Origin of the sequence: Fibrella musci (genome assembly GCF_041321105.1) — a bacterium.
Classification (GTDB): Bacteria; Bacteroidota; Bacteroidia; order Cytophagales; family Spirosomataceae; genus Fibrella; species Fibrella musci.
In genome coordinates this window covers 205,922-221,088 of the sequence record NZ_JBGGWD010000005.1, presented here as the reverse complement: position 1 = coordinate 221,088, position 15,167 = coordinate 205,922, and the positions used below count along the sequence as shown (strand labels likewise).

General features: G+C 56.6%; 10 protein-coding genes and 1 tRNA gene. 3 read left to right on the top strand and 8 right to left on the bottom strand.

From position 1 onward, the window contains the following. Positions 1-53: 53 nt before the first annotated feature. Entirely contained in the window at positions 54-2,717 is a 2,664-nt protein-coding gene (locus ACAW74_RS17315) for a DUF5686 and carboxypeptidase regulatory-like domain-containing protein (protein ID WP_370699472.1), read from the bottom strand. Between the two features lie 198 nt (positions 2,718-2,915). Here ACAW74_RS17315 and ACAW74_RS17310 point away from each other — a divergent pair, with 198 nt between their 5' ends. Beyond that, entirely contained in the window at positions 2,916-3,917 is a 1,002-nt protein-coding gene (locus tag ACAW74_RS17310; RefSeq protein ID WP_370699899.1) for an ion channel, read from the top strand. Between the two features lie 80 nt (positions 3,918-3,997). Beyond that, the gene (locus ACAW74_RS17305; protein ID WP_370699471.1) at positions 3,998-4,927 is read left to right on the top strand and encodes a S66 peptidase family protein; all 930 of its coding nucleotides are present in this window, start codon (positions 3,998-4,000) and stop codon (positions 4,925-4,927) included. 98 nt (positions 4,928-5,025) lie between these two features. Here the strand turns inward: ACAW74_RS17305 and ACAW74_RS17300 are convergent, their stop codons facing one another. From ACAW74_RS17300 to ACAW74_RS17270, 7 genes are all read right to left on the bottom strand, one after another. Then, entirely contained in the window at positions 5,026-6,081 is a 1,056-nt protein-coding gene (locus ACAW74_RS17300; RefSeq protein WP_370699470.1) for a redoxin domain-containing protein, read from the bottom strand. Between the two features lie 49 nt (positions 6,082-6,130). Next, positions 6,131-6,466 (bottom strand): avidin-fold protein, encoded by a 336-nt coding sequence (locus ACAW74_RS17295; RefSeq protein ID WP_370699469.1) that lies wholly within the window; start codon positions 6,464-6,466, stop codon positions 6,131-6,133. A gap of 71 nt (positions 6,467-6,537) precedes the next feature. Further along, positions 6,538-9,069 carry a hypothetical protein gene (locus tag ACAW74_RS17290; RefSeq protein WP_370699468.1) on the bottom strand — a complete coding sequence of 844 codons (2,532 nt, stop codon included), beginning with the start codon at positions 9,067-9,069 and terminating at the stop codon, positions 6,538-6,540. A gap of 130 nt (positions 9,070-9,199) precedes the next feature. After that, positions 9,200-9,811 (bottom strand): gluconate 2-dehydrogenase subunit 3 family protein, encoded by a 612-nt coding sequence (locus ACAW74_RS17285; protein WP_370699467.1) that lies wholly within the window; start codon positions 9,809-9,811, stop codon positions 9,200-9,202. Between the two features lie 35 nt (positions 9,812-9,846). Beyond that, positions 9,847-10,269: a four helix bundle protein gene (locus tag ACAW74_RS17280; RefSeq protein ID WP_370699466.1), complete on the bottom strand. Its 423-nt coding sequence runs from the start codon at positions 10,267-10,269 to the stop codon at positions 9,847-9,849. A 95-nt stretch (positions 10,270-10,364) separates the two neighbouring features. Then, the gene (locus ACAW74_RS17275; protein WP_370699465.1) at positions 10,365-12,116 is read right to left on the bottom strand and encodes a GMC oxidoreductase; all 1,752 of its coding nucleotides are present in this window, start codon (positions 12,114-12,116) and stop codon (positions 10,365-10,367) included. A gap of 126 nt (positions 12,117-12,242) precedes the next feature. After that, positions 12,243-14,864, bottom strand: coding sequence for a M14 family zinc carboxypeptidase (locus ACAW74_RS17270; RefSeq protein WP_370699464.1), 2,622 nt, complete (start codon positions 14,862-14,864; stop codon positions 12,243-12,245). A 200-nt stretch (positions 14,865-15,064) separates the two neighbouring features. Here ACAW74_RS17270 and ACAW74_RS17265 point away from each other — a divergent pair. Continuing rightward, a tRNA-Glu gene (locus ACAW74_RS17265) sits at positions 15,065-15,136 on the top strand. The last annotated feature ends 31 nt before the right edge of the window (positions 15,137-15,167 follow it).

Genomic DNA, 15,167 nt, shown 5'->3' with positions numbered 1-15,167 from the left:
GCGCCCCCTGCGTCAGTAATTTTTGCCAACGGCACTGCACGTCAGGTACGTCGTTACCGGCCAAATTTCAATGTAGTACCGATGCGAACACCCGTGCCCAGGTACGTGCCGCCCTGGAACCGACCTACTACTTCGACACGGAAAAACGGAAACACTGTCGGGATAAGCCCGTCGATGCCGTAGCCGATTTCGGTGTAGTTTCGGCTGGCTGGCGTGGCTAAGTAATTGACAAACAGGTTCTCCTTCAAGCCAAGCAGCCGGAGTGGCATTATCTGGGTCAGGAGTAACTGCCGAAACTCGCCCAGCACGTGCGCTTCGGCGAAACGGCTGCGGGTACTATATTGGTAATAGGGGAGAAACCGGAATGAACTGACAGGATCACCAATCTGGAAGAAGAATTCGTTGCCCTGAAAATGCTTGAAATCGGGAAAGAACACCGACCGGTTGTTCAGAAAACCACCCGCCGAGAGTTGATAAGCCAATCGGCTGCGGATGCCCGTATCAAACGAATGACGCCAGGTGGCCTGGGCAAAGTCATAATCGACATCGGAGCCAGCCCAGTCGCTGATGCCCTTGCGGTAGTTGAGCGTCAGGGTGGGGGCGTCGTCGTTGCGGAGCCGTACCCGCTGCCCGTTCCGGATGCGGTAACGTACCTGACCCAGCCGAAGCGTCGTGAACAGATTCAGCGTCAGGGCCTGGTTGGTCGCGAAACCGGCGCTTTCTACCTCGCTCGTAGCGGGGCGGTTGGGCGTGTAGGCGAACTGATTCCAGTCGATCAGCGGCTTAATGTTCTCCTTGTAATTCGTGAGTTCGGTACGCTCGGCCCACTCAAGACTGCCCCCCACGGTGAGCCGGCCATCGAGTGGCTGCGTGGTTACACTGAACCGGGCAAAATCTTTCTGGTACAGCTTCATGTAGTTTTGCTCGAACAACCACGTGATCAGGGCATTCAGGTTGGGGCTGATGGGATTATCCGGGTTAAGCTGAGCCACGTACCGCCCGCCCGATAGATCGACCTGCGTCGTTTTTACCGAATAGCCGAGGCTACCAAACCCGACAAACTGATCACGCCCCGTTTGATAGCGGCCTGTGGCACCAACGCTGAACCGGGGAGAGGTTGGCTTGTTGAGGGTGTCGAAGCGGTGAGTGTAGCGCAGTGAGGCAACGATGGGCCACTGCTCCACGGTATTGAACTGCAAACTCTCGCCCGACAGAGGGCCACTGAAGGTCAGCTGGGCCTGTTTGCCCAGTTTCCAGTTGGTGTCGCCGGCAAGCAGGCCCAGCGGACTCTTACGCCGTCTGTTAGTTTTTGCCGTCTTGACACTGTCTTTTTGTGCCTGCACTTTCCGCACCACCACCAGGCTATCGGCTTTTTTGTAGCTGACCTGCTCGGCCTGCGTGAGTGGCACCGACCGTAGCGAATCCCAGAACGTCATGCTGCGTTTGCGGGCCAGTGAGTCGATCACTGTGGAATCGTCGCGAACAACGGCCACGTTCGGGTCCTGCTTCTTGCGGTTTTTATACTCTTCCTTCTCGTATTGTTTGATGAGCTGCTTCAGGTTTTTGGTCGAAAACTCTTTCTGCTTCGCCACCTGATCGGCAAAGGTCCCGTTTTTCACGTCGCCTTTGGTGAGGGTGCGCGGGGGGGCGTTGAACCGCTCATCCACCACTTTGATATCCTCCACAAAGGCTGGATTGATCACAAACGAGCGGAACGTCTGGCTGCGCACATACTGCCCGTTGGCTTCGGCCCCCATAAACGAACCGTTGAACGAAAACTGCTGATTGACAGGCATCCAGACGTTCTGAATAGGGCTACAAACGGCCTTGAGCCGGATGTTGAAACCCTCTTCAGTGCAGGTTTCTACGTCGAGGCTGTGCACCGCCCAGGTGTCTTCGATGATATACAACGTACCCCGCACCACGCCGTCGCCCCACTGCCGGGGAATCACACTGATCTTCGAGACATCGACGCCCTGCTCGCGGAACGTACCCCCATATTCAAATTTGTAATACGAGAACGCGTTGGGGGCGAGGGGCGAGGCGGCTCCCAGCAGCTTGGGTTTGTACAGGTTCGCTTCGTAATAATTGCTCGGCACGACCTGATCAAACTGGGAGTTGCGGTTGGCGACGATCGTTTGCCGCACGGTGTTGGGCGAGGTGAAGTTGACCTCGGCCACTGTTTCGTTCAGCATCGGTCGCCCCACTTTGAAGTTAGCTTCTTTCTCGGCTTTTTTGAGTTGTTCCCGGTACAGAAAGGTCAACGGCAGCTTGGTCACCGTCACCGACGACCGCGTGTAAACCCGTGCGGCGTAGCTTTTCACCTGTAGCTGGTGAAAACGGGCTTTGGCAATGGCCCGGCGCATGATGCTCACGGCGGGGTCTTCGGTGTTTTTGCCGATCTTAACGTCTTGTAAATTAATGGCTTGTTGTGCCATCGTGACGTTCAGTTCCTGAAACTCGCTGCCCACGGTGATGGAACGTACCTCCGATTTAAAGCCCAGAAACTGGAAGACGATTTCGTATTGACCCGGCTTCAGCGCCAGTTCATAGCGGCCCTCTTCGTTGGCGATGGTGCCCGTTGTGGTGCCTTTGGCTGAGATCGTGGCAAACGACATCGCCTCGCCCGTACCGGATTTGACAACGCCCCGGATACCCTGTGCCAGAGCTGAGTAGGAGAGAAGCAGAAAAAAAAGCTGGCGTGTAAACTGTTTCATGGTGAGCAACATCAGGCGGTCGGTTGCGCTAAATAACGAACGGCTGGTACTCAATAGATGCCTGTTCGGCCAAATTAGTTGTCTCTGAATTAAACGACGTTCAGAATTGTACTATCAGCACAAGTTACCCCGCGTATGGAAACAAAAGATACCACCAATTCAAAGGCGAATTTTAGCAACGACGGCGCCGCGGACACGATGGTAAAGCAGCGGCTGGTTGATCAGCACCGGGGCAATAGCGAACTGCTGGAGCAGGAAGAGCAACGGAAAGACCTTGGCTTTGGCACCAAAATCAACGAGTCGGTTTCGCGGCTGATCAATAAAGATGGTACGTTTAACGTCAACCGGCGGAACCAGGGTTTCTGGAACAGCATCAATATTTACCACCGGCTGATTACCATCCCCTGGATTAAGTTTCTGGGACTGGTGCTGACCTTCTACCTGTCGTCCAACGTAATCTTTGCTACGCTGTACAGCCTGCTGGGCTACGAGAACCTGTCGGGTATCGAGAATGTAACGCCCGACACGCCAGTCGGGCGGTTCATGGGCGCTTTTTTCTTCAGCTCACAAACGCTCACCACCGTTGGTTATGGCCACATCAGCCCCGTCGGCTACTGGACGAGCGGCCTCGCAGCCATCGAGTCGATGTTTGGACTGTTGCTGTTTGCGCTGGCAACGGGGCTGCTTTACGGCCGTTTTTCGCGCCCGGTGGCCCACATTCGGTTCTCCCGGAATGCCGTTTTTGCCCCCTACCTCGATATCAACGGCTGGATGTTCCGCATCATCAACGAGCGCGGTAACCAACTGATCGATGTGCAGGTAGAGGTGTCGCTGTCGCGCCTCGAAACCAAAGCCGATGGTAGCCGCTACCGCCGCTATTACGGCCTGAAACTAGAGCGTACCAAGGTTAATTTCTTTCCTGCCAACTGGACGCTGGTGCATCCCATTACCGACGATAGCCCGCTCTACAATTCTACGGCCGAGCAACTCGCCGACTCTGACGCGGAGTTTCTAATTTTGCTGCGCGGCGTCGAAGACACCTTCAACCAGACCGTGCACTGCCGTTATTCGTACCGCTACAATGAAGTGCGGTGGGGTGAAAAGTTCAAGCCCATGTTTAGCGGCAGCATGGAAGGCGAAGGCACGGTGACCATCGACCTGGATAGACTCGACGAGACCGAAAGCGTTTCGCTGAATTAAATGAACCGTGCATAATGTATGATGTACGCTGGCTAGCCCATTGTACATCATGCACGATTCGTTGTTCATTACGTACATACATGCAGTTTCCCCCCTTTTTACAACCTGGCGATACCGTGACGATCGTCGCGCCAGCCAGTCCATTTCCGTACGATGATCTTCGGGATGCGTTTCGGGTGATGCGCCAGGACTGGCAGCTCACCGTTCGGGAAGGAACGTACCTGACAGCACAGTACGGGGCGTTTGCCGGCACCGATGCCCAGCGCCTCGCCGATCTGCAAGGCGCCATCAACGACCCGGCGGTGCGGGCTATTTTTGCGGCCCGTGGCGGCTACGGTTCTTACCGGCTCATCGAACAACTCGACCTGACACCTTTGCTGACCCATCCCAAATGGCTGGTGGGTTTCAGCGATATTACGGTGTTGTTGGCCCACGCTCAGCAGCAGGGCATCGCCAGCCTGCACGCCATTATGCCCCGCCAGTTTCGCCTTAGCGGTACTGCCGATGACATCGAAACGCTGCGACAGTGGCTGTTTGGCGAGGTAACCCTGCTAGGGCAGGGCGGGCTCAACCCATACACAGCTGCGGCGCATCCGCTCAACCGCCCCGGTATGGGCTCAGGTACGTTGGCGGGTGGTAATCTCTCCATGCTGGTGCATACACTGGGTACGTCGTCGGAAGTCGATTGGTCGGGAAAGATCCTGTTCATCGAAGACATCGACGAAACCCTGTTCAGTATCGATCGGATGATGACCCAACTGCGCCGGGCGGGTAAGTTGCAAGAGCTAGCAGGTTTGCTCGTAGGCAACTTCGCCGACATGCGCGACAACCAGACGAACCCCATTGGCAAAACTGCCGCCGAACTCATCGCCGAGGCGGTATCGACCTATACGTACCCCGTTGCCTACGAGTGGCCCGTCGGCCACGAAGGGCGTAATCTGGCCCTGCCGGTTGGTGTGTCAGGTACGTTGACGGTAAGCGAGAATGGCAGTGAATTGGTTTTCGGGTAGAGTCGCAATCCCTAGCGACTCGCGGCAAGTGTCAGCACTAATGAATAGCGAGAAATGAATCGACCCGATGGTAAAGCATGGTCACCTTGCCTATTGGGCTACCGGGCGGTAAGTAACCGACTTGCCTCGGAAGCATCGACCGCGATGATTCGGCCGCTCTGATCGAGAAGGATAGTTTGGGGAATGCCGAACAGGGCAAACTGCTTGGCAACGGGGCTTTCCCAGCCTTTTAAGTCGGAGAGCTGCGTCCATTGCAGCCCATCCTGCCCGATCGCTTTCAGCCAAGCCGACTTGTCAGTATCCAGTGACACACTAATGAGCTGTAACCGCCCCGGATCGACTTGTTTGTAAAGCCTGACCAAATCAGGGTTGTGTTTACGACAGGGACCGCACCACGACGCCCAGAAATAAAGCAGCGTGAAAGGCTTACTTGTCGTGTTGACGGTCTGTAGCTGACCCGTCTGATCAGGTAGCGTCAGGTTCCCAACGGTCTTCCCCAACGTTGTGGCTTCGTTGCGCGCAATCGTTTTTCGGATAGACTCGCCTTCCTCCGATTGCTGAAGCGCGGGCGAAAGGGAAGCCAGCAATTCTTTCGTTATATCGGGCGCGATGTAGTCGGCGTTCATGCGCAGGAAGAACGCGGCATAAGCCGAATTCGGGTGCTTGCTGACATACGCGTAAATGAAGTCAGCTTTAAGCTGATTGCGTTTCTCTTTTGTTAAGTCAAGTTTGTTATAGTGGTTCAACGCGTTCATATTCGCCAAGTAATCAACTGATTCCGAGGGGCCTGATACGGATAGAGGCTGTAGCAACCTGAAGCGTTCGCTGTAACTAACTACGTTGAACGTGGCTCGTATCGTGTCGTTGGTGAGCCATACGCCCAGCCCGGCCCTAACCTTATCCGTCCCGATCAAGGCTACCGTCGGGCGCGGCACGTTCCCTGAAAAGGTAAACCGCCCCTGGTTGATAGCTACCGTATCTGCCTGTCTGCTGTCGAGGCGAGTTAACACCGCTTTTTTTAAGGAATCAGCACCTTCTAGTTGGCCGATCAGAACGAATCCTTTTTCTGTAACCTGACTGATGGCCTGGGTGCTCACGAGCAGGAGGGCCAGGGCGAAGCGCACAGTTGTCGACATAGTAACTGATTTATTCATAGTGTGTGACAAACGTATCAGTGAAGATCGCGCTCCGAGGTTTATTTCCCTACACCTCTTCGATAATCGACGTACCTGAGGAGCCGTCGCCGGTAGTCCACTGCCAGGTTTCGTGCAGGCGAAGTTTACCGCTGGGGAGCACTTCCGGCACCGAGCGGCAGTGGCCCGCCATCAGCTGGCCGTCGGTGTTGATGTGGTGGTAACTGAAGGTCAGGTTACCGTTGGCATCGACCAAGCCCATCAGATGCCCCTGCGCCACGCGGCCCCCTTCGTAAATGGCGACGATCACGTTCGATTCCTGCTGGTAATAAAACAGCGTATCGGTGGTCACTTCGCCATTGTCGGTGTTGCTCACCGCACGGAACGTTCGGTTGTTGTAGTTCATCGTTGGTTAGGATAAAACAGCAATGCCATCACCGTGAAGCGATGGCATTGCCGTAGTGTCGGTCGAAAAAATCAGGCCGTAACCGGCTGTTTATGGCGCAGGCCAAACCAGGCCGCTGCCGCTACGAGCGCGATCAGAATCAGGTTCATGACCAGATCCAGCGTGTTGCCCAGCGCGACGATGGGCGGATCGAACCGGAATTCGATGGTGTGCTTACCCGCCGGAACGCGCAGGCCCCGCAGCACGTAGTCGGCCCGGAAATGGGGCGTTTCTTTGCCGTCGATGTACGCTTTCCAGTCGTCGTTACCCCGGTAGAAGATCTCCGAGAAGACGGCCACCTGCTCGGTCGGGCTATCGCTCTGGTAGGTCATCTTATCCGGGTTGTAGGCCGTCAACTGAATGGTGCCGGCAGGCGACAAGGCTGGTAGCCCTTTCAGCTGCTCGGCGTAGCGCTGATCGACAACGGCGGTGGTGCGGGCCTCCAGCGTTTTCATGGCGGCCATTTCTTCGTCGGCGTTGGCAACGGTTTTCACCGTCTGCACAAACCAGGCGTTGCCCAGCGCATTGGGGTTTTGCTGCGCGATGGGTTGCCCAACCGGCCGGCCGGTGCTGTCAAGCTGCGGCGCGATGATGTACTTCGCGTTGAGCATGTTCAGGATGTTATCGCTGTTGTTCTGGAACGCGTAGCTGATCAACTCCTGGTACCGTTGCAACTTAGCCGCGCTGTAGCCCCCAATCGACTTATGAAAATACGATGCCCGGTTGTCGTTCATGAAATTGCCCGAGTTGTCGAGCACCCGATAACTGAGCGATTTGTCTTGTAAAATCTGCGCATCGGCGGGCGTTTCGTCAAAGGCCGAGTCGACCGTCGAGCGGGGAATGAAGCTCTTGGTATTGATAAACCGACGCCCCAGGCTATACACATCGACGGTGTTGAGCACAAACAGCAGCGGGAGCAGAAGGCCTGCTTTCAGTTTGCCCGATAGGTAGAACCAGATCAGGCCGGCGGCCAGCGCGATGTAGAAAAACGCCCGGAAGGCATCGACCCGCAGCAGGCTCGCCCGGTCGTTTTGCAGGGCGCGCAGGATGTCGGTGCCTTCAGCGCCAAACATGGCCACATCGTTTGGTCCCCGGAAGTCGAGCAGGCTACCGCCCAGCAGCGCCAGCAGCAGCGCCAGCCCGCCAGTGAGGCCAAAGGCAATCAGAAACGGCCGCTGAATGGCCTTGAACGTGGGTTTCTCGGTCAGTATCGTATACAGGGCCAGCGCGGCGCCACCGCCGAGAAAAATCGGGGTCATGGTCAGCGTCATGGTTACGGCCCGAAACTTGTTGAAGTAAGGCAGGTAGGCAAACAGCAACCCGTTGAACCACAGCATGTTTTTGCCCATCGCCAGCAGCAGCGTCAGCAGCAAACCACCCAGCATAAACCAGCGCAACGACGAACGGTTGATGAGTAATCCCAGCACAAACAGGAACACCAGAATGGCGCCCGCGTAGGCCGGGCCGTTGGTTTCGCCCCAATACGTCGGGATTTGCCCGATGATCTCGTCGGCGGCCAGTCCCCGGTCGCTCAGCACCTTGTATGTTTCCGATTTGTTGTCCAGTTCACCCGCACCCGCCAGACCACCGTAGAGGTTGGGTATCAGCATGGTTAGCGCTTCCCCTACGCCGTAGCTGTACTGGAAAGCGTATTCTTCGTCGAGTCCGTCGGCGGGTTTGGCCGCTGCGGCGGCCTGACCGGGCGCGGTGGGTGCCGTTGTTTTGGCCGTCAGTTCCGACTTACCGCGCGTGGTTTCTTTTGAGTATTGGTTCAGCAGCAGCAACCGCTTGCTGTACGAGGCCATACCGATGCCCGTTGTCAGCCCGAAAATGACCAGCCCGATCACGAGTCGACGGGCTTCACTGGCCCGCACGAGCCGAATGCCTTCGATCAGTACATACAGACCCACACACAGAAACAGGTAGTAGGTGATCTGAACGTGGTTGGCACTGATATTCAAGCAGGTGAAAAGGGCCGTCAGCGCGGCCCCCGACCAGTATTGGCCGCGCAGGCAAAGCACCAACCCCGCCAGCATACCGGGGGCATAACCCAGCGCCAGAATCTTCGAGATGTGACCCGCTTCAATGGTGATGAGGTTCCAGGAGGCGAGCCCATAGGCCGCAGCGCCCATCGCCGCCATCCAGCCCCGCGCCGTGCCCGACAGGCGTGGCGTATCGGCCTCATCAGGGCGTTTGGGTGGACTCAGCAGCAGGACCAGCAGTACATACATGCTGAGCATCTGCACGAATACCACGTCGATGGGGCGGGGGAAAAGCCGCAGCACCGCCGCCGTGGCCGAGCCGACGAAGGTATTGGGGTAATCGTGGGCAATCAGGTAACCGGGCATGCCACTGAAGAGAGCATTGGTCCAGTTGGGAAATTGGCCGGTTTCCTGTTTGTATTTACGGAGTTCGATGGTGGCGGCGTTGCCCTGTCGCACGTCCTGTAACTGAAGTTCTTTGCCTTGCCAGGCGGGAAGAAAGTAGAGAGAGGTCAGCAGGAAGAGCCCGAAAACAAAAAGCAGGTGAGGCCGCAGCCGCTGGAAAAGGGATTGTTGTTCCATACGGGGCAAAAATAAGTTTAAAGTTTAAGGTTTAACGTCTAACGTGCCTGGCTGATCACCCGAATGACTGACAAGCAAAGCAACGTCAAACCTTAAACCTTAAACCTTAAACCTTAAACGTCAAACCTCCTTACACCAGTCCGTACTGCTTCAGGACGGCCTCGGGGGGGCCGTCCCATTGGTTGGGAGTATTGCCCATGTAGCCGAGGTCGGCGATGCCCATTTTGCTGGTGTAGAAGCCACTGATGGTGAAATTGCGCATCAGGTTGAAGAACGCCACGCCCTGTGAGGTCTCGGGTTTGGCCTGCTCAGGGTAGGCGATCAGGTCGACCATTTCGATCTGCTGGGTACGTGTCGTTTCGGCAAAAGGCTTGCCATAGCGTTTCCGGCATTGGTTGTCGAGCCAGGCCAGGCCTCCGCGAAACGGCGTCTGGTAGTTGGGTACGTCTTTCACCATAAACTCGATGAAAGCCGGTACGCCCGCCTGTGATGCGCTGCCCGACTTGGCGTCGGCCGGTAGAATAATGTCCGACAGCAGGGTGAGCGTTTTCATCTCGGCGGGGGTAAAGAAGGTTTCGGCGTGCAGCTTGGCATCGCGCGCTACCTCGAAAGGCTGTCGCCCCGGCCCGGCTTTCACGGGCACTTTCTTGTCGGGTGGTGCCGGTACGGCTGCCTCAACGGGCCCCACGGCCAGGCCAAAGCCCGTCAGCGACAGGGCTTTCAGGGTGTCTCTACGTTTCATGGATTCGTTTAACGTTTGATGTCCAACGTTTAAGGTTAGTGCGTGACATAATCGGTCAATGGCTCGGAAACCATGTATTTATTCCCTTTTACATCTGACTTGTTGAGATAGACTATGAAATTGGCAATCAACTTGCTGATGTCTTCTGCCTTCGTATACAAAGCGTCAAAAGTGGGTTGATCAATGTAAGCCTGATCGAGCGCGCGATATAATTGTGAGCGTACTTCACCAGATGAACCTTTGGCAATACTGAGAAACTGAATCAGTTCTTTTCGGCCACCACGTTCAAATCCTTCCGCTATGTTATCCATAACTGATCCGGAAGCACGGCGAATTTGACTCCTCAAATCATAATCTCTGGCAAACTCTCCCTGTTTGGATAGGGCATACACATTGTTAGCTAACTCCCGGGCTTTTTGCCAGGATTTAAGCTCTTCGAAGCGTTGGATAGTTGCCATGGACGAGGTTTGACGTTTAAGGTTTGCGGTTTGACGTTTAGGATTATGGACAGAGCCGAAACATTAAACGTTAGACGTCAAACTTTAAACTCCGCTTAAATATTTTTCTTCTTCACCTGATCGATCAGGTATTCGCTGGTGCGCATTGAACTGGCCAGAATCGTCCAGGTAACGTTTTTGTCGCCTTGCGAGACGAACGGGGCGGCATCAACCACAAACAGGTTTTTGCACTCGTGTGCCTGCTGATAGCCATTCAGGGCTGACTTTTTGGGGTCGTTGCCCATCCGCACCGTGCCTACTTCGTGGATGATCTTACCGGGTGCTTCGAGGCCGTAGCCGTGGTTGGTGTTCGGGCCGGGTTTTTCGCCCAGTGGTACCCCACCAATCGAATGGATGATTTCCTCGAACGTGTCCTGCATGTGCTTGGCCTGCTTCACCTCGGCGTCCGACCATTTGTAGTTAAACCGCAGCGTCGGGATACCGTACTTATCGACCTTGTTCGGATCAATTTCGCAGTAGTTGCTTTCCAGAGGCACTGGCTCACCGCGTCCGGCCATGTAGACGTAAGCGCCGTAGAATCGGCGGGCGTCTTCCTTCAGGCGTGAGCCGTAGCCCCCGGCGGGCCGCTTCTGGCCATCGGCATAAGGATACTTACCGTTCATGCCTTCCAGGCCGAAGCCAAACCCGAACGACGGCATGCCCATGCCGCCGCCGTATTCGATGTGGTAGCCACGGGGGAAGTCCAGTTTCTTGTTGTCGAGCCACCAGGGCGTAAACACGTGCATACCGCCCACGCCGTCTTCGTTGTAACGTACCCGGTCCATCAGCGCCGGTACGAACGCCCCACGCGAGGCCCCCGTCGAGTCGTTGATGTATTTGCCGATCACACCGCTGCCGTTGGCCAGCCCGTTAGGGTAGCGCGACGACTTGGAGTTGAGCAGAATCCGGGCCGACTCGCAGGCCGACGCGCCCAGCATGACGGCTTTCGCCCGTACGGTATGCTCCTGCATAGTGCCCGTATGTACGTAGCTTACACCCGTGGCCAGGCCCGTTTTAGGATCGGTCATTACTTCGCGGCACATCGCTCCGTTGATGAGCGTGACGTTGCCCGTTTTTACGGCTGGAATGCAAAGTACCGACGACGACGAAAAGTCGGCGTAAGCCTGACAGGCACGGTTACACTGATTGCAATAAAAGCACTGCCCGCGCTCATTATTGATGGCTTTGGTCAGAATCGACAGGCGCGACGGGATCACGGGAATCCCCAGGCTCTTGCCGCCTTTTTGGAGCAGCATTTCGTGGAGACGCGGCTTCGGTGGGGGCAGAAAATGACCGTCGGGTTCGTTGCGGAGCCCTTCTTTCGAGCCAAATACGCCGATGAGTTTATCGACGCGGTCATAGAACGGTGCAATGTCGTCATACGTAATCGGCCAGTCGTCGCCGATGCCTGTGAGCGACCGCCGCCGGAAATCGTCCGGACCAAAGCGCATCGAAATACGACCCCAGTGGTTGGTCCGTCCGCCCAGCATCCGCGACCGGAACCAGTGAAATTCGGTGCCGTCTTTGGCCGAATACGGTTCGCCATCGATCTGCCAGCCACCCCAGGCCGCATCGAAATCGCCGAACGCCCGGGTAGTACCTGCACCGCGCCGGGGCGATTCGTAGGGCCATTTCAGCTGGGTAATGTATTTTGGGTCGGCCGGGTCAAAGTAGCCACCCGCTTCGAGCAGCACGACTTTCGCACCGGCTTTCGCCAGCATGTAAGCCGCCATACCCCCGCCCGCACCGGACCCTACAATGGCCACATCGTAAACCGTCGGGTTATCTTTAATCTGAAACGTATTCATGCAGTTTGGAATTTGTAGGTACTACCTGTAAAAGGTAAAAAGAAAGAGGTTTACCCCCATGCAGGCCTAGAAGGATAATGAGACCACTGCGCTTAGGCAGACGCAGTGGCTTTTACGGTTCAACGGCTAAAAGAAGACGGCATTGCCAAACAGTAGCTTGCCGCTGTACCAGAAGCCCCGGAACAGCGGATCGTCGGCGAGGTAAATCACCTGCCCACGGCCCAGGTCCTGAACGCCCACGGCCAGCGTTTGCTTTAGTTTCTCCTTGGCATTCTTACCGGCGAAACCCGCCACCAGGTTCGTGTCTTTCAGGTAGCCCACGTTCCAGCCATCTTTCAGAATATCGTAGTTATGGGCTTCGTTGACCAGCGCATAATACCCGCCCGACAAACCAAAGCCCAGCGGATGGGTGGCGTCGAGGTTCAGACGGTAGATGCTGCCCGGCGTTTCGTCCGATACGGCGGCACGTTCCCGCTCGGCGTAGGTTTTCAGCGAATCGGTCAGGGCTTTCTTGGCTTTGTCGGGTTTGTCGTCTTTCTCTTTGAGGTCGAACCCTTCTTTACCGACCAGCGCGCCCGCTGCCCGTTCGAGGGCTATCAGCTTGCCGCCCCCACGTACCCACTCTCGGATGCTTGCCAGCACGCGGTCGTTCAGAATGCGGCCGTAATTGTAGCCGTTGGGCAGTACCAGCACATTAAGCTGCGTCCAGTCGACGTTACCGAGGTCGGCCCCGTTAATCATCGACACGGGGTATTTCAGTTCCTGATCGAAATAATGCCACACCTCGCCCACGGCTGTTTGTACCAGCCCGTCGCCCGACACCACGCCCACGCGGGGCGCTTTTAGTGTCATTACGAAATCAGAGCCAAAATCAGACCCTTTGCTCACGAAGCCCGTCTTAACCGGCGTCAGCGTTACGCCCAGCGCGGCCGCCTCCTGCCGAACCAGTTCATCGAAGCGGTTGCCGAGTCGCTCGTTGCCCGCTCGGGTGATCAGCAACGTACCTGCGCCATACGACTGGCCATCGAGTTCAAACGGCTTCTCGGCGGCACGTACCCGGACTTTATTTTTCATCAAACCTGCCAGCAACTGCACCGACGGCATCGACTGCCAGCGGGCCAGGTAAGCATACGGACGCTCACTGCTCATCGACGCGGCCGTACTGACCGCTTGCGGGGCCGAAACGGGATCGAGGCGGGTCGTCAGGCCGTAGGTTTGCAAGCCAAAGGCATAAGGCAGTGACCAGGCCGTAATGTCGTAGGTAACTGAATCTTCGAGGGTCGACGTGGGCTCGAATAGGATTTTCAGTAGCGTTGACTTCGGCTGGTAGGCGCTGATGACCAGGTCTTCCGGCGCGAGGTTAAAGCTGCCTTCGTTGCGTTGTGTGAAGTAGTTATACACCCCGCCACCCGTCGATTTGGTAGCGGCTTTCCCTTTTCTGGGTGCCGAGGTGCTGCCGCCCGAAATCGTCTGATTGCTACCCGCCACGCCGTACCGGATCTGGTTCCGGTCGAGCAGTTGGCGGAGGGCGTTTAGCTTGCCCGCGTCGCCGCCACTTTTCACCACATACGTACGGAACGTACCCACGGGGTTGCGCTGGGCATTATCGAAAAACGTACCGAACTCCTTCACCACTTCCGCCGACCGGTCGGCTACTGATTCGAGCGTGGCAAACGACGAGGCTACGTGGTGATCAATGCGTTCGCGCAGCGTAAGCGTATCGCCGTCCAGCTTCCGAATGGCCAGGCCAGCGCGGCTGTTGCCCCCCTGCTCGTAGGTCATGCCGATGGCCCCGTTGTAGGTTGGGTACGTATCGCCGTAGCTGGGGTAGAACAGATCGAAGCGTTCGCGGGTGTAATAGAGCCAGTTGTTCCGGTCGAAATAACGACTGCAATACTGCCCCACGATACCCTGAAACTGCCGCTGAAAGGGCGTGATGTCTTCGTGATACGGTTTGGCCGACGGCGCAAAGTAGTAGGGACTTTCGACGCCCATTTCGTGAAAATCGCCGTGCAAGTGGGGCATCCATTGCTGGTACAGGGCCATGCGCTGCTGGGTGATCTCCTGCGTTTGCCAGGCCCAGTCGCGGTTAGGGTCGAAGAGGTAGTGCGTGTAACGCCCGCCCGGCCAGGGTTCGCTGTGCTCGCGGGCAAAGGGTGTGGGGTCGGCCACGCGGCCATGCATCTGGTTGTACCAGTTTACGTACCGGTCGTGGCCGTCGGGGTTCAGGCCGGGGTCGAGAATGACCACGCTCGTTTCCAGAATCTTGGGCGATACCGTAAACTGGGCTCTCGGCGACGGACTGGCTTTGGTGGGTTCCAGCAGGCCATAAAGCACTTCCATGAAGGCCTCCGAACTAACGGCTTCGTTGCCATGAACGTTGTAGCTCAGCCATTGAATGGCGGGCAGCGCCCTCCCCGACGGTTGGCCGGGCAGCATGCCGATGCGTTTGAGGTTGTCGGTACGGATTTCGTCGAGCCTGGCCATGTTGGCTTCGTTGGCAATCACGACCACGGCCAACTGACGGCCTTCATACGTAGTGCCATACGGAACCACTTTCACCCGATTGGGTTGTTGGCGGGCAATCTGCTCTGCATAGGCTAGTACACGGTGGTGGGGGGTATAGCGTTCGCCGATAGCATACCCAAGAAACTGAGCGGGCGCCGGTAGCGTGCTCTGGGCCTGAAGACGAGCGGGGGAGGAGAGAAACAGACTGGCAAGCAGGCCGAAGCCTAACATTTTTTTCATGCCGATGGAAGTGGGGAAAGCGGTTGAGATTGAGCGAATTGTTGCTGGTCAAAAATAGTAGTAATTAGAGGTGGATAGCGCTTCGGGCGAAAATTTTGGGGGTAAATATTGCATTCTACGCACACAGCTGTACTTTTGCACCACGATTCGCTGACGGCGGGCTGACTTGGTCAGCGTGGCGTTCAGGTCTTTGACAAGACGGCCGATTCGTCTAGCGGTTAGGACATCGCCCTTTCACGGCGGTAACACGGGTTCGATTCCCGTATCGGTCACGACCAGGCCCTCAACTCCCCAGTTGAGGGC